The 22,034-nt window shown below is 60.0% G+C and carries 25 protein-coding genes and 1 pseudogene; 15 read left to right on the plus strand and 11 right to left on the minus strand.

The window, feature by feature from the left end; translation table 11 throughout:
- Positions 1-31: 31 nt before the first annotated feature.
- Positions 32-1,060, plus strand: coding sequence for an AlgP family protein (locus tag KBY08_RS16380; RefSeq protein ID WP_024651185.1), 1,029 nt, complete (start codon positions 32-34; stop codon positions 1,058-1,060).
- Here the strand turns inward: KBY08_RS16380 and KBY08_RS16385 are convergent.
- Complete coding sequence (locus tag KBY08_RS16385) at positions 1,057-1,533, minus strand: TIGR02444 family protein (protein WP_024640025.1); 477 nt, start codon at positions 1,531-1,533, stop codon at positions 1,057-1,059. The two genes, KBY08_RS16380 and KBY08_RS16385, sit on opposite strands and share 4 nt — an antisense overlap.
- Before the next feature lie 46 nt (positions 1,534-1,579).
- On the opposite strand from KBY08_RS16385, the gene KBY08_RS16390 reads away from it, so the two are divergent.
- The 6 genes from KBY08_RS16390 to KBY08_RS16415 all read left to right on the plus strand — a co-directional run bounded on the left by KBY08_RS16390 (position 1,580) and on the right by KBY08_RS16415 (position 7,693).
- Complete coding sequence (locus KBY08_RS16390) at positions 1,580-3,490, plus strand: ATP-binding cassette domain-containing protein (RefSeq protein WP_024640024.1); 1,911 nt, start codon at positions 1,580-1,582, stop codon at positions 3,488-3,490.
- Between the two features lie 16 nt (positions 3,491-3,506).
- Positions 3,507-4,100 carry a mechanosensitive ion channel family protein gene (locus tag KBY08_RS16395; protein ID WP_002551363.1) on the plus strand — a complete coding sequence of 198 codons (594 nt, stop codon included), beginning with the start codon at positions 3,507-3,509 and terminating at the stop codon, positions 4,098-4,100.
- 67 nt (positions 4,101-4,167) lie between these two features.
- Complete coding sequence (locus tag KBY08_RS16400; RefSeq protein ID WP_011266152.1) at positions 4,168-4,800, plus strand: LysE family transporter; 633 nt, start codon at positions 4,168-4,170, stop codon at positions 4,798-4,800.
- 156 nt (positions 4,801-4,956) lie between these two features.
- Complete coding sequence (locus KBY08_RS16405) at positions 4,957-6,855, plus strand: cytochrome c/FTR1 family iron permease (protein WP_032654833.1); 1,899 nt, start codon at positions 4,957-4,959, stop codon at positions 6,853-6,855.
- Positions 6,856-7,069: 214 nt separating this feature from the next.
- The gene (locus KBY08_RS16410) at positions 7,070-7,297 is read left to right on the plus strand and encodes a hypothetical protein (RefSeq protein ID WP_003401541.1); all 228 of its coding nucleotides are present in this window, start codon (positions 7,070-7,072) and stop codon (positions 7,295-7,297) included.
- A gap of 93 nt (positions 7,298-7,390) precedes the next feature.
- Entirely contained in the window at positions 7,391-7,693 is a 303-nt protein-coding gene (locus KBY08_RS16415) for a hypothetical protein (RefSeq protein ID WP_011266149.1), read from the plus strand.
- A gap of 44 nt (positions 7,694-7,737) precedes the next feature.
- Here KBY08_RS16415 and KBY08_RS16420 read toward each other — a convergent pair whose 3' ends face one another.
- Complete coding sequence (locus KBY08_RS16420) at positions 7,738-8,028, minus strand: YheV family putative zinc ribbon protein (RefSeq protein WP_011266148.1); 291 nt, start codon at positions 8,026-8,028, stop codon at positions 7,738-7,740.
- Positions 8,025-10,076, minus strand: coding sequence for an oligopeptidase A (gene prlC, locus KBY08_RS16425; RefSeq protein WP_111522526.1), 2,052 nt, complete (start codon positions 10,074-10,076; stop codon positions 8,025-8,027). Before prlC ends, KBY08_RS16420 begins: the two co-directional genes overlap by 4 nt.
- Positions 10,077-10,188: 112 nt before the next feature.
- Here prlC and KBY08_RS16430 point away from each other — a divergent pair, with 112 nt between their 5' ends.
- Positions 10,189-10,734 (plus strand): gamma carbonic anhydrase family protein, encoded by a 546-nt coding sequence (locus KBY08_RS16430; protein WP_058822572.1) that lies wholly within the window; start codon positions 10,189-10,191, stop codon positions 10,732-10,734.
- 171 nt (positions 10,735-10,905) lie between these two features.
- On the opposite strand, the gene KBY08_RS16435 is transcribed toward KBY08_RS16430, so the two are convergent.
- Positions 10,906-11,961: an aminopeptidase gene (locus tag KBY08_RS16435; RefSeq protein ID WP_096135228.1), complete on the minus strand. Its 1,056-nt coding sequence runs from the start codon at positions 11,959-11,961 to the stop codon at positions 10,906-10,908.
- Positions 11,962-12,249: 288 nt separating this feature from the next.
- On the opposite strand from KBY08_RS16435, the pseudogene KBY08_RS26510 reads away from it, so the two are divergent.
- Together KBY08_RS26510 and KBY08_RS16445 are read left to right on the plus strand one after the other, a co-directional pair.
- Positions 12,250-12,915: pseudogene (locus KBY08_RS26510) on the plus strand (hypothetical protein); the annotation flags it as partial.
- Between the two features lie 79 nt (positions 12,916-12,994).
- The gene (locus KBY08_RS16445) at positions 12,995-13,360 is read left to right on the plus strand and encodes a hypothetical protein (protein ID WP_024640020.1); all 366 of its coding nucleotides are present in this window, start codon (positions 12,995-12,997) and stop codon (positions 13,358-13,360) included.
- Here KBY08_RS16445 and KBY08_RS16450 read toward each other — a convergent pair whose 3' ends face one another.
- Both KBY08_RS16450 and KBY08_RS16455 read right to left on the minus strand, forming a co-directional pair.
- Positions 13,361-13,594, minus strand: a complete 234-nt coding sequence (locus tag KBY08_RS16450; RefSeq protein WP_003318449.1) for a DUF1161 domain-containing protein — start codon at positions 13,592-13,594, stop codon at positions 13,361-13,363.
- A gap of 118 nt (positions 13,595-13,712) precedes the next feature.
- The gene (locus KBY08_RS16455) at positions 13,713-14,144 is read right to left on the minus strand and encodes an OsmC family protein (RefSeq protein ID WP_003340074.1); all 432 of its coding nucleotides are present in this window, start codon (positions 14,142-14,144) and stop codon (positions 13,713-13,715) included.
- Positions 14,145-14,356: 212 nt separating this feature from the next.
- On the opposite strand from KBY08_RS16455, the gene KBY08_RS16460 reads away from it, so the two are divergent.
- The gene (locus KBY08_RS16460) at positions 14,357-15,358 is read left to right on the plus strand and encodes an LLM class flavin-dependent oxidoreductase (protein WP_003401526.1); all 1,002 of its coding nucleotides are present in this window, start codon (positions 14,357-14,359) and stop codon (positions 15,356-15,358) included.
- 137 nt (positions 15,359-15,495) lie between these two features.
- Here KBY08_RS16460 and KBY08_RS16465 read toward each other — a convergent pair whose 3' ends face one another.
- Together KBY08_RS16465 and KBY08_RS16470 are read right to left on the minus strand one after the other, a co-directional pair.
- Positions 15,496-15,720 carry a DUF1161 domain-containing protein gene (locus KBY08_RS16465; protein WP_003318454.1) on the minus strand — a complete coding sequence of 75 codons (225 nt, stop codon included), beginning with the start codon at positions 15,718-15,720 and terminating at the stop codon, positions 15,496-15,498.
- A gap of 148 nt (positions 15,721-15,868) precedes the next feature.
- A complete protein-coding gene (locus KBY08_RS16470; protein ID WP_003318455.1) occupies positions 15,869-16,084 on the minus strand; it encodes a dodecin in 216 nt (71 codons plus the stop codon).
- A gap of 165 nt (positions 16,085-16,249) precedes the next feature.
- Here KBY08_RS16470 and KBY08_RS16475 point away from each other — a divergent pair, with 165 nt between their 5' ends.
- Complete coding sequence (locus KBY08_RS16475) at positions 16,250-16,576, plus strand: DUF883 family protein (protein ID WP_003318456.1); 327 nt, start codon at positions 16,250-16,252, stop codon at positions 16,574-16,576.
- On the opposite strand, the gene KBY08_RS16480 is transcribed toward KBY08_RS16475, so the two are convergent.
- The gene (locus KBY08_RS16480) at positions 16,577-17,533 is read right to left on the minus strand and encodes a LysR family transcriptional regulator (RefSeq protein ID WP_024660933.1); all 957 of its coding nucleotides are present in this window, start codon (positions 17,531-17,533) and stop codon (positions 16,577-16,579) included.
- Between the two features lie 79 nt (positions 17,534-17,612).
- Here KBY08_RS16480 and trpB point away from each other — a divergent pair, with 79 nt between their 5' ends.
- The 3 genes from trpB (at position 17,613) to KBY08_RS16495 (ending at position 20,304) form a co-directional block, all read left to right on the plus strand.
- Positions 17,613-18,842 carry a tryptophan synthase subunit beta gene (gene trpB / locus KBY08_RS16485; RefSeq protein ID WP_003401519.1) on the plus strand — a complete coding sequence of 410 codons (1,230 nt, stop codon included), beginning with the start codon at positions 17,613-17,615 and terminating at the stop codon, positions 18,840-18,842.
- The gene (gene trpA, locus KBY08_RS16490) at positions 18,839-19,648 is read left to right on the plus strand and encodes a tryptophan synthase subunit alpha (RefSeq protein WP_024651193.1); all 810 of its coding nucleotides are present in this window, start codon (positions 18,839-18,841) and stop codon (positions 19,646-19,648) included. The genes trpB and trpA overlap by 4 nt, the downstream gene beginning before the upstream one ends.
- Positions 19,649-19,773: 125 nt before the next feature.
- Positions 19,774-20,304: an anti-virulence regulator CigR family protein gene (locus KBY08_RS16495; protein WP_024651194.1), complete on the plus strand. Its 531-nt coding sequence runs from the start codon at positions 19,774-19,776 to the stop codon at positions 20,302-20,304.
- Between the two features lie 338 nt (positions 20,305-20,642).
- Here KBY08_RS16495 and KBY08_RS16500 read toward each other — a convergent pair whose 3' ends face one another.
- Both KBY08_RS16500 and KBY08_RS16505 read right to left on the minus strand, forming a co-directional pair.
- Positions 20,643-21,467, minus strand: coding sequence for an alpha/beta fold hydrolase (locus tag KBY08_RS16500; RefSeq protein ID WP_024659639.1), 825 nt, complete (start codon positions 21,465-21,467; stop codon positions 20,643-20,645).
- 212 nt (positions 21,468-21,679) lie between these two features.
- Entirely contained in the window at positions 21,680-22,012 is a 333-nt protein-coding gene (locus tag KBY08_RS16505; protein ID WP_024651196.1) for a DOPA 4,5-dioxygenase family protein, read from the minus strand.
- Between the last annotated feature and the right edge of the window lie 22 nt (positions 22,013-22,034).

The following is a 22,034-nucleotide window of genomic DNA, read 5'->3' on the forward strand; positions in this document are numbered from 1 at the left end:
AGCCGCAATTTCGTCACCCAGGAGGTAAGTCATGTCGGCCAAAAAGAAGCCAGTAAATACTCCGTTGCATTTGCTCCAACAATTATCGGGCAGCTTGCTTGAACATCTGGAAGACGCCTGCTCCCAAGCCTTGGCTGATGCCGAGAAACTGCTCGCCAAGCTTGAGAAACAGCGCGGCAAGGCACAGGAAAAACTGCACAACTCCCGCATCAAGTTGCAGGATGCTGCCACCGCCGGAAAATCCAAGGCGCAGGCCAAGGCCAAAGGCGCCGTGTCCGAGCTGGAAGAGTTGCTGGACGCTCTCAAGGATCGTCAGACCGAAACCCGCACTTACATCCTGCACCTCAAGCGTGATGCCCAGGAAAGCCTGAAACTGGCCCAGGGTATTGGTCGCGTGAAAGAGGCGGTCGGCAAGATCCTGACTACTCGCGATGCCAAGCCTGTCGCACCGAAAGCGGTCGCCAAGACACCTGCTGCCAAAGCCCCGGCAAAAACCGCAGCGAAAGCGCCGGTTAAAACAGCCGCCGCCAAGCCAGTCGCCAAGGCCGCCGCCAAGCCTTCCGCAGCTGCCAAGCCAGCCGCAAAAACTGCTGTTGCCAAGGCCCCGGTAAAAGCCGCTGCCAAACCGGCCCCCCGGGCGACTGCAGCAGCCAAGCCTGTCGCAGCCAAGACAACGGCCGCCAAGCCTGCTGCAGCCAGGACAACTGCTGCTAAACCGGCCGCGGCCAAGCCTGCTGCCACCAAGGCGCCGGTTGCCAAGACCACCGCCAGCAGCGCTGCCAAACCAGCAGCAGCAAAAGCGGCGGCCGCCAAACCTGCGGCGAAAGCGCCTGTGAAAGCGCCCGTCAAGGCTCCGGCCAAAGCACCTGCCAAGGCACCTGTGAAAGCAGCAGCCAAGCCTGTCGCCAAACCTGCGGCCAAGCCTGCCGTGAAGCCAGCCGCCGCCAAACCGGCCACGCCAGCGCCTGCTGCAGCCAAGCCGACAACGCCTGCACCTGCCGCGCCAGCCGCCGCACCGGCAACACCTGCCAACGGCGCAACGCCAACCAGCGCTTCCTAAGTCTGGTCGACGGCAAGTCCAACCGCGATGCGCAGCACATGCAGCGCATCGCGGTTTTTTTCTGCGTCCCCTTCGGCAAGTTCGAGCAGCCACTCCTCTGCATTCCTCGCCTCACCCGCCGGCCAGTCCCCGGTCAGTGCCTCAAGCTTCATCATCAGACCCTGTTCGGCCTCCAGTTCCAGCGCCTTGACCTTCATTCGCAACGCACTGAGCTGTGCGTCTTCAAGCGCCGCATGGCGCCATTGGTTACGCAAATCCCGCAACGGACGCACCACATCGTCATGCCAGGGTGTCGCCAACTGCTTTATTTGCGCTACTCGCTGAGCATCGCACGCCACGTCGCGCGTGCCCAGCCACACCCCGCAAAGCACCATGCACACGTTGGCCCCGTTGGCTTGCAGCGTCAGGCAAGCCTGTTCCACACCCGGTCGGGCGTAGAAATCGAGGGTGAAACTCCAGAGCGCTGAAGGCATAGTGATCCACCTGTTCAGGACGAAGCTGGTAGACTCCGCCGCCATTATGATTCGACTTCAAAGCCTTACCTTACAGCGTGGTCCGCAACGTCTGCTAGAAGACGCCGAGCTGACTCTGCACGCCGGCCATAAAGCCGGTCTGATCGGTGCCAATGGCGCCGGTAAATCCAGCCTGTTTGCCCTGCTGCGTGGAGAGCTGACGCCGGATGCCGGCGACTGCCTGCTGCCCGCCGACTGGCGTATCGCGCACATGCGCCAGGAGGTCGACACGCTCGAACGCCTGGCCGTGGATTACGTGCTCGATGGCGACGAGCGCCTGCGCGAGGTACAGAGCTCGCTGGCCGAGGCCGAAGCCGCGCAGGACGGTGCCGCTCAGGCCCGTCTGCATTCGGAGCTCGACAGCGCCGACGGTTATACCGCCGACGCACGCGCTCGCAAGCTGCTGGCCGGGCTGGGCTTCACCAACGAACAGATGGAGCGTCAGGTCGGCAGTTTCTCCGGTGGCTGGCGTATGCGCCTGAACCTGGCGCAGGCATTGATGTGCCCCTCGGACCTGCTGCTGCTCGACGAACCGACCAACCACTTGGACCTCGACGCCATTCTGTGGCTTGAAGACTGGCTCAAGAGTTACCCCGGCACCTTGCTGCTGATTTCCCACGACCGGGATTTTCTGGATGCCGTGGTCGATCACATCGCCCATGTCGAGCAACGCAAGATCACTCTCTATCGCGGCGGCTACAGCGCCTTCGAGCGGGCTCGTGCCGAACGTCTGGCCCAGCAGCAACAGGCCTACGAGAAGCAGCAGGCGCAACGTGCGCACATGGAAAAGTACATCGCGCGCTTCAAGGCCCAGGCCACCAAGGCCCGTCAGGCACAAAGCCGGATCAAGGCGCTGGAACGCATGGAAGAGCTGTCGGCCGCGCACGTCGACTCTCCGTTCAACTTCGTCTTCCGTGAGTCCGACAAGATCTCCAGCCCCTTGCTGGACCTGTCCGATGCGCGCCTGGGTTACGGCGACAAGACCATCCTCGAGAAGGTCAAGCTGCAACTCACGCCCGGTGCACGCATCGGCCTGCTGGGTCCGAACGGCGCAGGCAAGTCGACGCTGATCAAAAACCTCGCCGGCGAGCTTGAGCCGCAAAGCGGTCGGCTGGTGCGTGGCGAAAACCTCACCGTGGGCTACTTCGCCCAGCATCAGCTCGACTCACTGGACGCCAAGGCGACGCCGTTGCTGCACCTGCAGCGCCTGGCACCGACCGAGCGTGAACAGACCTTGCGCGATTTCCTGGGCGGTTTCGACTTCCGTGGCGCGCGTCTGGATGAGCCGGTGCTGAATTTCTCCGGTGGCGAGAAAGCCCGTCTGGCGCTGGCGCTGATTGCCTGGGAAAAGCCCAATCTGTTGCTGCTCGATGAACCGACCAACCACCTCGACCTGGAGATGCGCCTGGCGCTGACCATGGCCTTGCAGGAGTTCGGTGGCGCGGTACTGGTGGTGTCTCACGATCGGCACTTGCTCAAGAGCACGACCGATGACTTCCTGCTGGTGGCCGACGGCCGCGTGCAGGCGTTCGACGGCGATCTGGATGACTACACGCGCTGGCTGGCCGATTACCGGCTGCGCAACGCTCCGGTCAGCAACACGCCCGTCAACGCCGACAAGACCGATAAGAAAGCCCAGCGCCAGCAGGCAGCGGCCTTGCGTCAGCAACTGGCGCCGCACAAGCGCGAAGCCGACAAGCTGGAGCGTGATCTCGGGCTGGTGAATGAGAAACTCGCCAAGGTCGAAGAAGCGCTGGCTGACAGCACCAACTACGAGGCGGCCAACAAGGACAAGCTGCGCGATCTGCTGGCCGAACAGGCGAAGCTGAAAGTGCGCGAAGCCGAGCTGGAAGACGCCTGGATGCAAGCGCTGGAACTGTTGGAATCAATGCAGGCCGAACTGGAAGCATTGTCGTGAGTGAGGCAGGGAAGTGATGGACATGTTGGGCTTGCCGGTATCCGCGTACTGGCTTGAACCGCTGCTGGTGGGTGCGCAGATTCTGCTGATCCTGCTGGCCGGTTACGTACTGCAACGCATCGTGGGTGGTTTTCTGACCGGGCTGGGCGAGCGCTATCCGTTGCCGCCAGAATTGCTGGTGCCGGTTCGCGGCGGCCTGCGCTGGTTGATCATGGGCAGCGCCTTTGTCCTCGTCCTGGGTCGACTCGGGGTGTCGGCCACGGTGCTGTGGACTGCACTGTCCGGCTTCGTCGCCGTCGCGGCGGTGGCGTTCTTCGCCATGTGGAGCGTGCTGTCGAACCTGCTCTGCGCCATTCTGATCTTCACCATCGGCCCGTTCCGCATCGGTGACATGGTCGAGCTGGTCGATACGCTGGACAAGCCGGGCGTGAAGGGCAGGGTGGTTGCCATCAACCTGATGTTCACCACCCTGATCGAGACCCCGGAAGCCGGTGGTGCGCTGGTCCAGGTGCCCAACAGCCAGTTTTTCCAGAAGTCGGTGCGCCGTTGGCGTGGCAGCGATCTGTTTCCGCAGATGGTGGTCGCAAAGCAGCCGGACGAGCAGGATTAGAAATCGTTAGCTTTGCAAAGCAACCCGCATTAATTTACTGAGCATTGGACTTTGCTTGAGGTGCACGATGGCGCTTGAAACGTGGCTGGGCTTTTTTGCGGCCTGCTGGATTATCAGTCTGTCTCCTGGCGCGGGCGCCATCGCTTCGATGTCCTGCGGCCTGCAATACGGTTTCTGGCGTGGCTACTGGAATGCCCTGGGCTTGCAGATTGCGTTGGTGGCACAGATCGCGATTGTCGCGGCAGGTCTGGGTGCCGTGCTGGCGGCCTCCGATATGGCGTTCACACTGATCAAGTGGTTCGGCGTCGCATACCTGGTCTATCTCGGCATCAAGCAATGGCGCGCCCTGCCAGCCGACCTGGCCGACGAATCTGCCGTGCGCCCTGTGGGCAAACCGATGACGCTGGTATTGCGTGGTTTTCTGGTGAATATCAGCAACCCCAAGGCGCTGATCTTCATTCTGGCGATCCTGCCACAGTTCATCGACCCGGCCGCTCCGCTGCTCATCCAGTACGCGATCATCGCGGCGACCATGGTGGTGGTCGATCTGATCGTGATGGCGGGCTACACCGGGCTGGCATCCAAGGTGTTGCGCCTGCTCAAGACGCCTCGCCAGCAACGTCGCATGAATCGCACCTTCGCCAGCCTGTTCGTGGGCGCGGCAGGTTTCCTCGCGACGTTGCATCGCGGTACGGCCTGAAACGTGTCGGTCTCGAGCCCTGAGCAGACACCCGTTCTGCTCAGGGCGACTGAAGGCTGAACGTAAGATTCTGTAACAAAAATAGACCTCGACTATTGAGTAGTGCCGTTGCGGCGTTAACAATGCAACGCTTCGCATTCCCGTCGAGATTCTGCAATGCCCGTCCATTCTCGTTTTCTTGCCTGGTTACTGTTGCCGCTCCTGGCGCTGGGCAGCTGCGTTGCGCTGGCCGACCCGGTCGAGGGTGCAGCACAGGCGCTGCATCTGCTGGATTACCTGGGGGCCGATTACCCGGCGACCGTGGCAGACGGCAAGGTCGTGGACACCGTCAAGTACCAGCAACAGGTCGATAACCTGGCTGCGTTGCAGGGCCTGGTCGTTGCCTTGCCGCAGCGCGCCGGGCGGGATGCGCTGGAGCAGGCGGTCACCCAGCTGAAAAGCGCTGTGGCGGGTCGACAGGACCCTTCGCAGGTCACGCGTCAGGCGCGGCAGTTGAGTGCGAAGCTCGCGCTTGCCTACGAGGTCAGTCAGGCCCCGGCCATTACGCCGGACCCCGCCCGTGGCGCGCCTTTGTACGCCCAGCATTGCTCGGTGTGCCATGGCGACAGCGGTGCAGGGGATGGACCGGCAGGTATCGGCCTGGAACCGCCGCCCTCGAACCTGCGGGATACCGCGCGGCTGGATCGCCTGAGTCTCTACGATCTCTACAACGCGACCGGGCTGGGTATTGCCGGCACCGATATGCCTGCGTTCGCCGACCAGCTGGATGATCGCCAGCGCTGGGATATAGCGACCTATATCGCCAGCTTCAGCGCGCAACCTGTCGCCCAGCCTGCCAAGACCTTCAACCTCGCCGACCTGGCTCGCCAGACACCGGCCGAAATCCAGGCAGCCGAAGGTCCGGACGCTACCGCCACCTTCCGGGCCCAGCGCGCGCAGCCACCACAGGTACAGCGCGGCCCGGCGCAACTGCTGGATTACACCAGTGTAACGCTGGACAAGAGCCTGGCGGCCTACAAGGCCGGTGATCGCGAGCAGGCCTATGATTTGTCGGTCGCGGCGTATCTGGAGGGTTTCGAGCTGGTCGAAAGCTCGCTGGATAACGTCGACGCCAATGTGCGCAAGGACACTGAAAAGAGCCTGATGGCTTACCGGCAGTCCTTGCAGGACAGCATGCCGCTACCTCAGGTTGCGCAGAAGCTGGAAGCGGCCAAAGGCAAGCTCAAGGAGTCGGCGGACCTGTTGGGCAGCGACGGCCTGAGCCTGTCACTGAGCTATATTTCGGGCCTGTTGATTCTGCTGCGTGAAGGACTGGAAGCGATTCTGGTACTGGCGGCGATCCTGGCGTTTCTGCGCAACACCGGCCAGCAGTCTGCCGTACGCAGCGTCAACATCGGCTGGGGTCTGGCGCTGCTGGCCGGGCTGGCCACCTGGGCGCTCGCGGCGTATGTCATCGACGTCAGCGGCGCGCAACGGGAATTGCTGGAAGGCGCCACCGCGTTGTTCGCCAGTGTGATGGTGCTCTGGCTCGGGGTGTGGATGCATGACCGTCGCCACGCCGCTGCGTGGCAGGACTACGTCAAAAGCAGCCTGGTCGGCGGCGGCGGTCGTTTCGGCTTCGCAGTGCTGGCGTTCTTCTCGGTGTATCGCGAGTTGTTCGAAGTCATCCTGTTCTACGAAACCCTGTGGCTGCAGGCAGGACCGGCCGGGCACGATGCCGTGCTGGCGGGCGGTGCCACGGCGCTGGTGCTGCTGGTGGGCCTGGCGTGGGTCATCCTGCGCGGCTCGGCGAAGCTGCCGCTGTCGCTGTTCTTCGGCATCAACGCTGCGCTGCTCTGCGCACTGTCGGTGGTGTTTGCCGGTCACGGCGTCAAGGCGCTGCAAGAGGCGGGCATATTCGGCACAAGGCCGGTGCCGTTCTTCGAGTTCGACTGGCTGGGCATTCACGCCGACCTGTACTCGCTCGGCGCACAGGCCATCGCCCTGATCGCCATTGCCGTGCTGTACGGCAGAAGTCGTCTGGCCGAGAAGCGCAGGCTTCAGACAGCAGACTGAAACTTCACGCGTGCTCAAGGACAAGCGGCGCCCGCCGCTTGTCCTGACTGTATGTTTAAGTGCTATTAAAGCCCTTCTTTAGATAGTTCCCGCCCTGTATAAAAAACCACCTGTTACTTCTGCCAGTAGACACCCTTTTTCTTCAAGCCTAGTGTAGCGAAACGCCAACTCGGCTATCGGGTACTGGCGCATTTACCTGAGAACGAGGTGGGTGATGGCCAAGTATGAGATTCGGTTGTGGGCTGAAGACATTGAGGAACATGACCATCCTGAAATAGCCATTGAATTTTATGAAAACGATGATTTGCAAGAGCATGCCTGGGTCAGGCTGCACCCTCATGGCAAGCACAAGATTCGCGGCGAACTGGGAAGGGACGAGGAAGTTCTGACCGACCTGGCATTGGCCTTCAGGAAGAAGGTGGCTGAGTTGGTGGATTGGTAAAGCCTGGTTACGCCTGTAACAAAACCTGACTTACACAGGTGCCGGAGAGGCTGGCAGTACTGGCATCTCAATCAATAAAAGAGGATTGAGAACATGGCTAATTATGAAATCAGGTTGTCCATGGAAGATTTTGAAGGCGACGGTATTCCCGAAATACTGGTGCAACACTGGAACGGAGACGAGATGGATGGCATGGCTTATGTAACAGCGTCCGATAAATATAAAGGTTTCGACACAGTAAAAAGTGGAGCCGACATCAACGAAGACGGCGTCACCAATACCCAGGACATCACTGCAATACTTGCCTTGGCCCAAGCCTATGCGGTCATGAATCTTTCCATAAAGCCGAAAGAAGAAAAAACCAACGATACGGGTACAGAAGAGCCAGTTAACTAATAGTGTGAGAGGGGGCGTTTACCGCCCCCCATACCTAATTGACTCTAGTCGCTCAAATCAACCGGCTTCTTCAACTTCGGGTTCGGGAAGAACTGTACACCCTGAACCTTGGGATCAGCCGGTTTGACCACCACCTTGTTGACCCGTGTGCCCAACTCCTTCGGTATCGAAATACCCTGCTCGTTGAGCGTATCGCTGTAGCCGCAACTCACGCACTCGCGATGCGGCACGTCGTTTTCGTTCCACATCATCAGTTTGTCGGGCTCGCTGCACGCCGGGCACACCGCCCCGGCGATGAAGCGTTTCCTGGTAATGACTACCGGTGTATCGGTCATGCTGCCGCGTCCTCACTCAAGCCACTGTGACGCAACAATGCGTCAATCGACGGCTCGCGTCCGCGGAAGTCGACGAACAGCACCATCGGTGCCTGCGAACCGCCACGTGCCAGAATGGCTTCGCGGAAGGCGCGTCCGGTTTCAGCGTTGAGCACGCCATCTTCCTCGAACTTCGAGAACGCATCGGCGGACAGCACTTCAGCCCACTTGTAGCTGTAATAACCGGCTGCGTAACCGCCTGCGAAGATGTGCGCGAAGCTGTTCGGGAAACGGTTATAGGCAGGCGGACGCATCACCGAGACTTCGTCGCGAATACCTTCCAGCACCTCCAGCACGCTGCGGCCGTCGCCATGCGTGGCATGCAGTTCGAAGTCGAACAGCGAGAACTCCAGCTGGCGCACCATCATTAGGCCGGACTGGAAGTTCTTGGCAGCGAGCATTTTCTCCAGCAGATCCTGCGGCAACGGCTCGCCGGTTTCGTAATGACCGGAGATCAGCGCCAGGCCTTCGGGCTCCCAGCACCAGTTTTCCATGAACTGGCTCGGCAGCTCGACGGCGTCCCAGGCCACGCCATTGATACCGGATACACCGGCATGCTCGACGCGGGTCAGCAGGTGATGCAGACCATGACCGAATTCGTGGAACAGCGTGGTCACTTCGTCGTGGGTAAGCAGCGCAGGCTTGCCGGCAACAGCAGGTGTGAAGTTGCACACCAGATTGGCCACCGGGCTTTGCAACGTGCCTTGCGCCGTACGGCGACGGTCACGCGCGCCGTCCATCCAGGCACCGCCACGCTTGTTGGCGCGGGCATACAGATCGAAGAAGAAACGCCCGACGTGCTGACCGTTTTCCTTGATCTCGAACAGACGAACATCCGGGTGCCAGGTGTCGAAGCCTTTCTGCTCGGCAATCTCGATGCCGTACAGGCGCTGGACGATGGTGAACAGGCCGCCGAGCACCTTATCGACAGGGAAGTAGGCGCGCAGGATTTCCTGGGAAACGCTGTAGCGCTGCTCGCGCAGCTTCTCGCCGTAGAAACCGCTGTCCCAGCTTTGCAGATCCGGGCAGCCCTGTTCGGCGGCATAGGCCTTGAGCTGCTCCAGGTCCTGAGCAGCAAAAGGCTTGCTGCGCTTGGCCAGGTCACGCAGGAAGCTCAGCACCTGATCGCTGGACTCGGCCATCTTGGTCGCCAGGCTCAGTTCAGCGTAGTTGGCATAACCGAGCAATTGCGCGAGTTCCTGACGCAGGTCGAGGATCTGCTCCATGACCGGCGTGTTGTCGTTCTTGCCGGCGTTCGGACCTTGATCCGACGCGCGGGTGGCGTACGCCGCATAGACTTCCTCGCGCAGTGCGCGGTCTTCGGCGTAGGTCATCACCGCGTAGTAGCTCGGGAATTCCAGCGTGATCAGATAGCCTTCCAGGTCCTTGGCCTTGGCTGCTGCGGCCATCTGCTGTTTGGCAGAATCGGTCAGGCCGGCGAGGGCGGACTCATCGGCAACCAGCTTGGTCCAGGCCTGAGTGGCATCGAGCAGTTGGTTGGAAAACTGGCTGCCCAGCTCCGACAGTTTGCTCTGCACTTCGGCATAGCGCTTCTGCTGCTCTGGCGGCAGATCGATACCGGACAGGCGGAAGTCACGCAGCGATTGCTCCAGAATGGTCTTCTGTCCAACGTCGAAACTGGCGGCCTCGGGGCCATTGGCCAAGGCTTCATAGGCCTGGAACAGCGCGCGGTTCTGGCCCATCTCGGTGGAGTAGGCGCTCAAGGCCGGCAGGCACGATTCATACGCTTCGCGCAGCTCGGCGCTGTTGCACACGGCATTGAGGTGGCTGACGGGGCTCCAGGCAGCGCCCAGGCGGTCGTTCAGCTCGTCCATGGTCAGCACCAGCCCGGCCCAGGTCGGTGTCGAACCCTGTTTGGCGAGGATGTCGGCAATCGCGGCGCGGTTATCCGCCAGGATCTGTTCGATAGCAGGTTTGACATGCTCGGCACGAATCGCCGAAAAGGGTGGCAGGTCGTACGATTGCAGAAGAGGGTTGTTCGCGCTCACGGTTTTGCACCTTGCCTTGAAGAAACACTCAGCCATCTTAATTACAATCGACGCCGACCGCAGCAACCAAACCCGCTCTACACGCCTATCACTGCCAAAGAAGGAGCCTATCGTGGCCATTCGCAAGTTTCAGGAGCACACCCCAGCCCTCGGCGAACGGGCCTTTGTCGATCATTCAGCGGTGGTAATCGGTGACGTCGAAATCGGCGCCGACAGCTCCGTCTGGCCGCTGACCGTGGTGCGCGGCGACATGCACCGGATCCGCATCGGCGCCCGCACCAGCGTGCAGGACGGCAGCGTGCTGCACATCACCCACGCCGGCCCCTTCAACCCGGACGGTTTTCCGCTGCTGATCGGCGATGAAGTGACCATCGGCCACAAGGCCATGCTGCATGGCTGCACAATCGGCAATCGCATCCTGGTCGGCATGGGCACCACCATCATGGACGGCGCGGTCGTCGAAGACCATGTGATCATCGGCGCCGGCAGCCTGGTGCCGCCGGGCAAAGTGCTGGAAAGCGGCTTTTTGTACGTCGGTCGCCCGGTCAAACAGGTGCGCGCCCTGACCGAAAAGGAAATCGCCTTCTTCCCGTACAGCGCGACTAATTACGTGAAGCTCAAGGATCAGCATCTGGCGGAAGGGTTTGATAAGGGTTGAGGCCCGCTATGAATACTGCGCTCTGCACTCAGTCGGCCTTCAATTCTGGCCGAAGGCCGTAGGAGCGAGCCGGGGCGACGCTTCGCTTGTTCGCGAAGACCGCGGTTCAAACGCCCTTTGTGTGGGCGCTGTACCGACCTCTTCGCGAGCAAGCTCGCTCCCACGGGAGCTTCAAGGCATCAACGCCTGCAGCGCCGCCTTGCGTGCCTCGACCGGCATCCCGCCCAGCTTCTCCACCGCTCGATAAAACGCCTGCCAGTCGCCATTCTCCTGCCTGAACAACGTCTCGAACGCTGGCACCCATTGATCGTAAAGACCAAAAGGCAGCAGTTTGGCGTTGTTCATCGGGCTGTTGATCCAGGCATCGAAACGCTTGTCGCCAGCCCACTGCTCATCCCGCAACGCGCGGTAGTCACGGCGCATCCGCTCGAATTCCTCAGCCTTGCGCGCGCGCATCACTTCGGCCGACAGCGGCTGACGATAAAGCGCCTTGAGTCGCTCCCGGGTGTCGAGCACCAGCCGGGTAAACTGATCACGCCGTGCCGACTGCGAAACACTCTCCGGCGGCAATCCCCGCGCCGCACGCCATTGCCGCGTACCTTCCTGCTCGACGAAACTGGCGTAGGACTCGTTGAACTCCGTGTCGTCCTTCACATAAAAACGCTGATGCGCCAATTCATGAAAAATCAGCGTGGCCAGACGCTCGTCACCCCAGCCCATCATCGAACTGAGAATCGGATCATTGAACCAACCCAGCGTCGAATAGGCTTCCACGCCACTCAAATACACATCCTTGCCCGCCTGCCGCTGCAACGCCGCCTCGCCACGCGCCCCGCCAGGGCTGTAATAACCGCGATACGCGACACACCCGGCAATGGGAAAACAATGCGTGACCGGCTCCAGCGAGAACTCATCCGTCGCGAACACATTCCACACCACATAAGGGCGGCCCAGATCCGCATACAGGCGATAACTCTGGTTATCCGGCAGATGCAAATGCTCGCTGGCAAACGCCCGCGCCAACTGTGACCGGGCCAGATGCCTGCGCAAACCTGCATCCCGAGTCGGGTCAGCAATGATCTTCTCCACCGGCTCACGGGCCTGCAGCAACTGCCACTGACCCTGCGCCAACTGGCTGTAGTAGGAAACGCTGGAGCAGCCGGTCAGCAGCGTGACGGCCGTCAGCGCTAGCAGGTGGCGAAGGCGTGGCAGGGCGAATGTGGCCATGAAGGGAAGGGTTTTGGTGGCTTGGGTGCGGTGATGTTATGCCGGAGGGGAGTGGGGATGTGCAACTCTTATAAGGATTGCAAGGTATAGAGCCTCAATCCATGGACGAACTCGAACGTACCAAGCTGCGCGCCCGTGCAGAACGCCATTTTCATTAGACACAAACAGAAAACCCACCGTGCAGGTGGGCTTTGGGTATTGCTATATCATCTGTCCGTGGGGGGAGGCATAAGCCAGCTAGGCCCTCGGCTAGTGGACGGACTATAGGGAGATTTGCAGTTGTCGTCAATGTCAGCTTTAGAGGTCGCAAAAGCAATCAGATTATCCATTTCATCTGCCCGGATTTCGACGTATGAAAACGCAGCGCTCGCTGTGGGCAGAGGTCTTGATGAGGCCATAACTTTATATGCCTGGAACGCCCTCGTCTCTGGAGCGTTCCTTACGCCTCTACACCTGTGCGAGGTGATTGTCCGTAACGGTGTTGCAGACGCAATCGCTTCGGTTTACGGCCCCCGGTGGCCTTGGAGTCCCGGCTTCGAGCAGAGCTTGCCGAATGTTACAGGTCCGGTTTTCAAGCCAAAACAAGAGCTTGCAAGAGCCAGACAGAAATGTGGCACAACCGGCGCCGTTATCGCAGAGTTGAAATTCGTCTTTTGGGAAAAAATGTTCACAAAACGGTTTGAAGGCCGTATCTGGGCCACCTATCTATACCGCTTTTTTCCAAACCTCGAAAAGTGTTTCACTGTATCTGCCCACCGAGCAAAGATCGCGGCTGATCTCGAACAAATTCGATTGCTTCGAAATCGAATTGCTCACCATGAGCCGATATTTTCACGAAACCTGAGAAGCGATTTTGCCGTTATCCAACGCTTGACTGAAACACGCTGCGCAGTTTCTGCAGACTGGATGAATGGCCAACAGCAAGTCATGTCAACGGTCGCCACTAAACCTTTTAAGCAGAGGTACAACTTCGGTGCCATTCCGTCTTCTGATACTGATAACCGCACTCACCCTCGCCGGATGCGCCGGCCCCTTGCCTGCCGTCAATCCGGACATGGCGTGGGTCGACATGCGCACCATCACCGGCCAGTTGATCATGGGCGACAAGCTCGATGGCAGGAACACTTACGACGGGCGCTATTTTCAGGTCACGCCGGGCAGCCATGAGTTGCAGGTGCGTTATGACTATGAGTACCGCTCGGGCGGCATGGGGATGATCGGCGACGAGTACACCGAGATCACCTGTTACGTCAGTGTTCGTTACGACCACTTCGCTGCCGGGCAGCGTTATGTGCTGGAGGTACGCTCACTGGCGAACAGTGTCGACGCCTGGCTTTACGATGCAGAGCGCAAGGTGGTGGCCGAGGAGGAAGAAGAGGGCGGGGTGCACTGCATCTGATCAGCGGCCGTTGAGCTGATAGATGATTTTTTTCGTACCGTTGTCGCAGCTGCCGACGATCATGCTGGGATCGGTGGCTTCTTCGTTGCTCACGATTTCCAGCGTGTAGGACGTGACATTGTTGGCCTGGATCTTGGCCTCGATTTCAGCCTTGAGCTCTTCGCAGGATTTCGGTGCCGCCAGGGCGCTGGTTGCCAGCAGGGTGCAGGTCGCTGCCAGAATAAAACGTTTCATGCTCGACTCCTGATCATAATCAAACCATGCGTCAACCAACGCATGACCGATGAAGCAAGCCAGCTTTATACAGCAGATACAGGAGCGCACAAGGCGCCCCCGCAAGGCTGGCTGTGAATCAGCTCAGCAATGTAGCGTCCAGGGTGATCTTGGCGTTCAACACTTTCGAAACCGGGCAGCCTTCTTTGGCCTGCTTGGTCAGTTCGTCGAACTTCTCCTGGGTCGCGCCTGGCACTTTGGCCTTGAGGGTCAAATGCACAGCACTGATCGCGAAACCGCCTTCTACCTGATCCAGCGACACTTCAGCCTGAGTATCGATGCTTTCAGCAGTCAGGCCTGCACCGCCCAGAATCATGGACAAGGCCATCGAGAAACAGCCTGCATGGGCTGCGCCGATCAATTCTTCAGGGTTGGTGCCTTTGCCGCCTTCAAAACGTGCCTTGAAGCCGTAAGGTGCTTCGCGCAATACGCCGGTTTCCGTGGAGATGCTGCCGATACCGCTTTTCAGATCACCTTCCCAGTGGGCGGATGCTTTCTTGACGATGCTCATGGTGGCTCCTTTTGGAATGAATTTGGATCGTTGCTGTTACAGCATTCTGAGGATAGACGGCTCTGGAAAGTTCAACCGTCGGAAAGACCTACCGTTTCAGTAGGTTTTTCTACACTGCCCCATTGAAAAGCCGGACTTGCGCCCGCACTGCTGTTTCATCGTGGGCAGCTCCAGCAGCCGGCCCATCACAATTCGAGGAGCTACCCCGGCCTATGAAACGTCTGGCAGATGTAAAAATTTCCACCCTTGATCTGGTGCCGGTGCGCCACGACAAAGGCCCCGCCGAATCGCTGCGCAACTCGCTCAACCTTGCCCAGCATGTCGAAAAGCTGGGCTACAACCGCTTCTGGGTGGCCGAGCACCACAACATGGACGGCATCGCCAGTTCAGCGACCTCGGTGCTGCTCGCCTACCTGGCAGGCGGCACGTCGACCATTCGTGTCGGGGCTGGCGGGATCATGCTGCCCAACCATGCGCCGCTGGTGATCGCCGAGCAGTTCGGCACCCTGGCCAGCCTGTATCCCGACCGCATCGACCTGGGTCTGGGCCGCGCACCGGGCTCCGACCAGATGACTGCGCGTGCCTTGCGCCGCGAGCGCTCCGGCAGTGCCGATGACTTCCCGGATGATGTCACCGAGCTGATGGAATACCTGGGGCCGCGCACGCCTGATCAAAAAGTGATCGCCGTACCCGGTTCAAACACCAACGTGCCGATCTGGCTGCTGGGCTCGAGCCTGTTCAGCGCCCAGCTGGCAGGCATGCGCGGCTTGCCGTATGCGTTCGCATCGCACTTTGCGCCGCGCTACATGCACGAGGCGATTCGCGTGTATCGCAATCACTTCCAGCCATCGGAAGTGCTCGACAAGCCTTATGTGATGCTCGGCGTGCCCTTGTCGGCGGCCGACACCGACGAGCATGCCGAATACCTGGCGACATCGGTCTATCAGCGCATTCTCGCGCTGATGCGTGGGCACAGCCTGATGCAGCGCCCGCCTGTCGAGTCAATGGACGGCCTGTGGCTGCCACACGAGCGTGAGGCAGTAGCAAGCTTCCTCGGGCTGGCGATGGTGGGTGGCCCGGAGAAGATCCGCGCCAAACTGGATGTGCTGCTCGAGCAGACCGACGCTGACGAGTTGCTCTTTACCTGCGACATGTACGAGCACCAAGACAGGTTGCGTTCCTACGAGATTCTGGCGCAGGTCGCGCACGGTTAAGCGACTTTCCGAATCGGAAAAAACCAGCCACAAACAGAATCGCCCCGGACTGGATGACAGTCCGGGGCGATTCTGTTCGTGAAACCTGCAAACGGGATTAACCGGGCCAACCGGCCTGAGCCTTGCCCGGTTGGCAATCAACCGCGCTGGTAAACGATTTCCTTGGTGCCGCCTTCGCAGGTGCCGACGACTTGCTTGTCGGCCGCGCTGCCTTTCTCGACCACTTCCAGCGTGTAGGACGTTACGCCCTTCGCCTGGAGTCTGGCGTCGAGTTCACTTTTCAACTCTTCACATGGCTTGCCTGCCGCGAGGGCAGTGCCTGCAATGCTCAGCAAGCCTACAGCCAACAAAAACTTCTTCATGGGTAATCCCTCTCGTCCGGCCAAATGAAGACGCCATCGGAACAGGCGCCCATTGAAAATCCCCACGCTCACACATCAACCGTGTGGCCATATCAGTGTGTGTAGCGCAGGTTATGGCAATCGGCCAGTCGAAAGGTTCAGATCACCCTTAGCTGTTGGTGATGCGGAAGCCCACTTTCAACGTTACCTGGAAGTGCGCGACTTTGCCGTTTTCGATATGGCCGCGGGTTTCGGTCACTTCAAACCATTCCATCAGGTCGAGGCTTTTGCTGGCTTCGGCCAGGGCATTGTTGATGGCGTCTTCGATGGTGGTCGTGGAAGAGCCGACGATTTCAACTTTCTTGTACGTGTGATGATCGGACATGGCAGTTCTCCTGAGGTCTGAAAAAGACGCGATATAGAGCGCGCTCCCTGCTTCTGTCAGGAGAACGCGCGCAAAAGTTCAGACCTTTGCAAAAATCCCATCGCACTTTCCAAAAAGCGCGGAGTCCGAAACAACACGCCCAATCATCATTGCAGGAGAAACACCATGGCTACTACGTCACTTCGCAAAGCCTCGTTGCAGAGTATGGAAGCTGAAATCGAGAGCCTCCTGAAGTCCCTCGAGGGCCTGAAAGCCGACGCTACCGACGAGTCGCGCAAGACACTGAAGAATCTGAAAGCCAACGCTGAAAGCGCGCTGAGCCATTCGCGCAGCCTGCTCAGCGATGTCTACGAAGACGTCAAAGAGAAAACCCGCGAGAACGCGCTGGCAACCCGTGACTACGCTCAGGAACACCCTTGGACCACCGCTGGCGTTGCGGTAGGTGCCATCGGCCTGATCGCTGCCTACATGCTGTTCAAGCGCGGTAACTGATCAGTTTCTGATCGGTTCCCCGGACCGCTTCAGCTCATTTTTCAACCACTGAGCAAGCTGCTGCGCCCGTCCATCGGCCGCACGTCTGGGTACCCAAAGCGCCAGCTGCGCCGGGGTTTCACTGAAGCCCCATGGCGCAGCCAGGCGACCGGCTTTCAGGTCATCGATGACCAGAGGTTCCGGCGCAATCGCGATGCCAATGCCTGCCACGGCCGCCTCCAGCAAATAATACAAATGCTCGAACCCCTGCCCGTAACGCAATGACTGCGGGTCGATGCCGTTCTGCTGCGCCCAGCTTGGCCACGCCTGCGGACGCGATGTGGTTTGCAGCAATGACTCTTCCAGCAACGCCTCGGCAGGTGCATCGCACAAACGCTCGAACCGCGCGAAGCGCGGGCTCAACACCGGTCCGATCCGCTCGCTTGCCAGTTCGAAGACCTGCATGTCTGCCGGCCATGGCGGCTCGGCGAATATCAGCAGGGCATCAAGACCTGGTCGACGCGGGTCAAGATCACCTTCGCCCGCCGACAAGTGCAGACGCAGGTCCGGCAGCTCGGCATTCAGGCGACTCAAGCGCGGGATGAACCAGCGCGCCAGCAGGCTGCCGGAGCACCCCAACACGAACGGCGCGTCTGCGCTGCCCTTGCTCAGCTCTGCACATACACCGCGCAACCGATCAAACGCATCGCCACTGACATCGCGCAGCCGAATACCGGCATCTGTGAGTTTCAAGCCTCGTCCGTCCTTGCTGAACAGGCTTGTACCCAAGTGTTCTTCAAGCACTTTCAATTGGCGACTGACAGCGCCATGCGTCACGTTCAGCTGTTCGGCCGCCTGACTGACACTGCCAAGCCGGGCAGTGCTTTCAAAGGCGCGCAATGCATTGAGGGGAGGGAGATCGCGGCTCATGATCTGTGAGTTTTCCTGACAGGTTGCAGCGATCTTATCGGTTTTCATCCGGCCTTGCGCTGGTTAAAGTGGACCCATTGCCAATACGGCTCAACCTATTCGCCCAATACTGCAACTGGAGCACTTCATGACCCAGACCAATTTCCGCAGCGGCCCCGACGCCAACGGCCTGTTCGGCTCATTCGGCGGCCGCTACGTGGCTGAAACCCTGATGCCGCTGGTGTTAGACCTCAACCGCGAGTACGAAGCGGCCAAGGCCGACCCGGAATTCATCAAAGAAATGGCCTACTTTCAGCGCGATTACGTGGGTCGTCCCAACCCGCTGTACTTCGCCGAACGCCTGACCGAATTCTGCGGCGGCGCGAAGATCTACTTCAAGCGCGAAGAGCTCAATCACACCGGCGCGCACAAGATCAACAACTGCATCGGCCAGGTACTGCTGGCCAAGCGCATGGGCAAAAAACGCCTGATCGCGGAAACCGGCGCCGGCATGCACGGCGTTGCCACTGCTACCGTTGCTGCACGTTTCGGTCTGCCTTGCGTGATCTACATGGGCGCTACCGACATCGAGCGTCAGCAGGCCAACGTGTTCCGCATGAGGCTGCTGGGCGCTGAAATCGTTCCGGTCACCTCCGGCACCGGCACCCTGAAAGATGCGATGAACGAAGCGCTGCGTGACTGGGTGACCAACGTCGACGACACTTTCTACCTGATCGGCACCGTGGCAGGCCCGCACCCTTACCCGGCGATGGTCCGTGACTTCCAGGCCATCATCGGCAAGGAAACCAAAGAGCAGATGCTGGAGAAGGAAGGTCGTCTGCCGGACAGCCTGGTCGCCTGTGTCGGCGGCGGTTCCAACGCCATGGGCCTGTTCCACCCGTTCCTGGATGACGCCAGCGTGGAAATCATCGGTGTTGAAGCGGGCGGTCATGGCGTCAGCACCGACAAGCACGCGGCCAGCCTGAACGGCGGCGTACCGGGCGTGTTGCATGGCAACCGTACCTACCTGCTGCAGGACGGCGACGGTCAGATCACCGATGCACACTCGATCTCTGCCGGTCTGGACTATCCAGGCATCGGCCCGGAACACGCATTCCTGCACGAAGTGAAGCGCGTCGAATACGTCAGCATCACCGATGATGAAGCGCTGGACGCTTTCCATCAGTGCTGCCTGCTCGAAGGCATCATCCCGGCGCTGGAAACCGCTCACGCCCTGGCCGAAGCCATGAAGCGCGCGACCAACCTGCGCGATGACCACCTGATGGTCGTGTGCCTGTCCGGGCGCGGTGACAAAGACATGCAAACCGTCATGAACCACATGGCCGCCGCCGAACACACTCAGGAGCAGCTGGTATGAGCCGTCTAGAACATCGTTTCGCCCAGCTTAAAACCGAAGGTCGTGCGGCGCTGGTCACCTTCATCACCGCCGGTGACCCTGGCTACGACACTTCGCTGAAAGTCCTGAAAGGCCTGCCTGCTGCGGGTGCTGACGTGATCGAGCTGGGCATGCCGTTCACCGATCCGATGGCCGACGGCGTGGCGATTCAGCTGGCGACCCTGCGTGCTCTGGACGCTGGCCAGACCCTGCAGAAAACCCTGCAGATGGTCAGCGAATTCCGTGTCGACGATCAGACCACGCCGATTGTGCTGATGGGTTACTACAACCCGATCCACCGCTTTGGCGTCGAAGCCTTCGTGGCGCAGGCAAAAGAAGCAGGCGTTGACGGTCTCATCATCGTTGACCTGCCACCCGAGCACGATGCCGAGCTGGCGACGCCTGCACAGGCGTCCGGCATCGACTTCATCCGCCTGACCACGCCGACCACCGACGATGCGCGTCTGCCGCGTGTGCTGGAGCGCAGTTCCGGGTTCGTCTACTACGTGTCGGTTGCCGGTGTGACCGGTGCTGGCTCGGCTACCACCGAGCACGTCACTGAAGCCATCGCTCGCTTGCGCCGCCATACCAAGCTGCCGATCAGTGTCGGTTTCGGTATCCGCACACCCGAGCAGGCCGCAGCGATTGCGCGTCTGGCTGACGGCGTGGTCGTGGGCTCGGCCTTCGTCGACAAGATCGCCAGTGCCGAGTCGCCGGAGCATGCCGTCGATGGCGTACTGACGCTGTGCGCGGCACTGGCCGAGGGCGTACGCAGCGCTCGTCGCTGAGGGTAAAGTTTCTGATACAGAGGAATCAAAGCCTGAGCGGCGGCTCTATGTAGCAAGACACAAGGGGTTCATGACCAACGTCATGAACCCCTTTTTGCTGCATCGCGTGAGGCCGAGGAAACACCATGAAACTGCCAAACCGTTTTATCACCGGACTGGGTATCTTGATGATCAGCGCCAGTCCGCTGCTGCAAGCTGCACCACCTGATCAACGCGGTGATGGCCCGGACGACAACCGTGGTGCCCAACAGCCGGGACCGCAGAACGACGGCGGGCATAACCAGCGTGGCAATGACCGTGGACCGGGCAACGACAATGGCAGGGGCCCGGACAAGGGTCCGGCTAACCCGCCAGGCAGACAGGCACATCAGGACAACCGTGGCGGCAACCGCCCACCGCAGGATTTCGGCCCGGTACGCGAGACTTTCCAGCAACACCGCGACGTCATCGGTCGGGGCCAGCCGTTGCCGCCGGGCGTACACATCGCCAAGGGCCGCCCGTTGCCACCTGGTTACGGCAAACGCCTGGACAGCCGCTCGCTGCAATACCTGCCACAGTATGACGGCTACGAATGGCGCCGCCTGGGCACCGACGTGGTGCTGATCGCCGTGGGTTCGGGGATTGTGTATGCGATTCTGGATGGTGTATTGAATTGATGGTCTGCTGCCGTCCTTGAAAGCGCGGCGACGCGCAGACGTGTGACACGGAGCGTCACGCAAGGCATTCCTCATCGTTATACACAAGTCCGCTTTTGATTCTGGCCGAAGGCCGTGGGAGCGAACCGGGCGACGCTTCGCTTGTTCGCGAAAGGGCCAGTATAATCGCCGAAAATGCATCGTCTGAAATACCGTCTTCGCGAACAAGTTCGCTCCCACGCCCTTCGGGCAGAAGCCTGAAAGCGCTGCATTCCCGGTTCTGTGTATAAAAGTGAGCACTACAGCGTGGTAGCGCCGCTCCGGAGGGTCTGCATCCGTCCCTGAAGGCGCGGCTCAGCTCAACCCTGCTTCTGGTTAACCCGCGCCAGGAACGTCATCAGCGCACCCGATACGAACGCCGGATTTTCCAGATTGGCGATATGCCCGGCCTCAGGCACCAGCACATAAGGGCAGCCGATCAGGCTGGCCATCTCACGCGTCTCCTCGGGCGGGCGTGGAATGTCTGCATCGCCACACATCACCAGCGTGGTGTCGGCATTCAATTGCTCGATCAAACCGAGCCGGTCATCACGACCGAAAATCATCCTTCCCAGCGGTACGACGGACTGACGCAACTGCTCGGCATTCATGCCGGCAAGCGCCGCACGAAACGACCTGTACACAGGCGACTGCGGATCAATGCCGGGACGGAAGAAGATCGGTACGACGATATCCAGCAGCGGCTCAGGAAAGCTCTCGACTTCTTCCAGCTTGTCGAGCAACGAGAAATAGTAGGCTTTCTTGGCCTCGGTCTCTTTGCCCAGATAGGTGTCCATCAGCACCAGCCCGGTGATGCGCTCTGGCGCGAGCAGCGCAGCGATTGCGCCCCACATACCGCCGACCGACAGCCCGACGATGCTGCAACGCTCGATATTCAAATGATCCAGCAGCGCCAGCGCATGCCGCGCCAGGTCATCGAGATTGCGCGTGCCCTCAGGAAACCCGCTGGAATCGCCATGACCCCACAGATCCGGCACGATCACCCGATACTGGCTGGCCAGCGTATCAATCTGTGCACTCCACATCGCCTTGTCCCAGAGATAGCTGTGACCGAGCAATACCACCGGTCCGGTGCCTTGGTCGGAATAGTGAAGTGTCTTACCGTCGATGAGTAGATCCGGCATTTCTGGTGATCCTCTGTTCTGGTCTTTCAGCATTCGGCTCAATCGCCCATGGCAGGCAGCTCATGAGGTTGAAGCGTATACGTGACCATTTTGTTGATGTGTGCGCTGCGACGGACCGAGCGGTCATTTTTCAGCGGAGCTATCTTACACCGATCTTTTCGACGATGGATGCGCTGGTAACCGCAGAAGGAAAATGGCCAGGAAGCTGGCTATCAGCAAGTCAGCGCACTCAAATCAAGAGGCCTGACTTCGCCCATCCAGATCGCATGATCGGTATGGTCACGCAACTCATTGCCCGTCAAAGGATGCAGAAACACTACCAGCCCATCGCGATTCAGCGCCAGCCACAGGGTAACGTCAGCCAACAACTCATGCCCAAAAGCCAACTGACAACTCCAGTCCGGATGCGGCCCGACCAGCTTCTGATGGACACGTCCCATCTGCACGGCAAATTTCTCGGTTGCGGCTTCGCACAGGGCTCGGGCCTGGTCGAGGGTTTGGGCGTTGAAATAGATGTGGGCGTGGTAGCCGTGGATGTCTTGCATTGAGGTAGGGGTTCCTTTCTCG

It is taken from the genome of Pseudomonas sp. P135, assembly GCF_020312125.1.
Taxonomy (GTDB): Bacteria; Pseudomonadota; Gammaproteobacteria; order Pseudomonadales; family Pseudomonadaceae; genus Aquipseudomonas; species Aquipseudomonas fragariae.

What these genes read in the sequence shown, in the direction of transcription:
- KBY08_RS16500 (WP_024659639.1), bottom strand. Translation starts at nt 21,467, where the DNA reads ATGCCGGATCTACTCATCGACGGTAAGACACTTCACTATTCCGACCAA.
- KBY08_RS16505 (WP_024651196.1), bottom strand. Translation starts at nt 22,012, where the DNA reads ATGCAAGACATCCACGGCTACCACGCCCACATCTATTTCAACGCCCAA.
- KBY08_RS16470 (WP_003318455.1), bottom strand. Translation starts at nt 16,084, where the DNA reads ATGTCCGATCATCACACGTACAAGAAAGTTGAAATCGTCGGCTCTTCC.
- KBY08_RS16495 (WP_024651194.1), top strand. Translation starts at nt 19,774, where the DNA reads ATGAAACTGCCAAACCGTTTTATCACCGGACTGGGTATCTTGATGATC.
- KBY08_RS16415 (WP_011266149.1), top strand. Translation starts at nt 7,391, where the DNA reads ATGGCTAATTATGAAATCAGGTTGTCCATGGAAGATTTTGAAGGCGAC.
- KBY08_RS16420 (WP_011266148.1), bottom strand. Translation starts at nt 8,028, where the DNA reads ATGACCGATACACCGGTAGTCATTACCAGGAAACGCTTCATCGCCGGG.
- KBY08_RS16455 (WP_003340074.1), bottom strand. Translation starts at nt 14,144, where the DNA reads ATGAGCATCGTCAAGAAAGCATCCGCCCACTGGGAAGGTGATCTGAAA.
- KBY08_RS16385 (WP_024640025.1), bottom strand. Translation starts at nt 1,533, where the DNA reads ATGCCTTCAGCGCTCTGGAGTTTCACCCTCGATTTCTACGCCCGACCG.
- KBY08_RS16450 (WP_003318449.1), bottom strand. Translation starts at nt 13,594, where the DNA reads ATGAAACGTTTTATTCTGGCAGCGACCTGCACCCTGCTGGCAACCAGC.
- KBY08_RS16480 (WP_024660933.1), bottom strand. Translation starts at nt 17,533, where the DNA reads ATGAAAACCGATAAGATCGCTGCAACCTGTCAGGAAAACTCACAGATC.
- KBY08_RS16400 (WP_011266152.1), top strand. Translation starts at nt 4,168, where the DNA reads ATGGCGCTTGAAACGTGGCTGGGCTTTTTTGCGGCCTGCTGGATTATC.
- trpA (WP_024651193.1), top strand. Translation starts at nt 18,839, where the DNA reads ATGAGCCGTCTAGAACATCGTTTCGCCCAGCTTAAAACCGAAGGTCGT.
- KBY08_RS16460 (WP_003401526.1), top strand. Translation starts at nt 14,357, where the DNA reads ATGAAACGTCTGGCAGATGTAAAAATTTCCACCCTTGATCTGGTGCCG.
- KBY08_RS16390 (WP_024640024.1), top strand. Translation starts at nt 1,580, where the DNA reads ATGATTCGACTTCAAAGCCTTACCTTACAGCGTGGTCCGCAACGTCTG.
- KBY08_RS16380 (WP_024651185.1), top strand. Translation starts at nt 32, where the DNA reads ATGTCGGCCAAAAAGAAGCCAGTAAATACTCCGTTGCATTTGCTCCAA.
- KBY08_RS16395 (WP_002551363.1), top strand. Translation starts at nt 3,507, where the DNA reads ATGGACATGTTGGGCTTGCCGGTATCCGCGTACTGGCTTGAACCGCTG.
- KBY08_RS16410 (WP_003401541.1), top strand. Translation starts at nt 7,070, where the DNA reads ATGGCCAAGTATGAGATTCGGTTGTGGGCTGAAGACATTGAGGAACAT.
- KBY08_RS16465 (WP_003318454.1), bottom strand. Translation starts at nt 15,720, where the DNA reads ATGAAGAAGTTTTTGTTGGCTGTAGGCTTGCTGAGCATTGCAGGCACT.
- KBY08_RS16435 (WP_096135228.1), bottom strand. Translation starts at nt 11,961, where the DNA reads ATGGCCACATTCGCCCTGCCACGCCTTCGCCACCTGCTAGCGCTGACG.
- KBY08_RS16405 (WP_032654833.1), top strand. Translation starts at nt 4,957, where the DNA reads ATGCCCGTCCATTCTCGTTTTCTTGCCTGGTTACTGTTGCCGCTCCTG.
- KBY08_RS16475 (WP_003318456.1), top strand. Translation starts at nt 16,250, where the DNA reads ATGGCTACTACGTCACTTCGCAAAGCCTCGTTGCAGAGTATGGAAGCT.
- trpB (WP_003401519.1), top strand. Translation starts at nt 17,613, where the DNA reads ATGACCCAGACCAATTTCCGCAGCGGCCCCGACGCCAACGGCCTGTTC.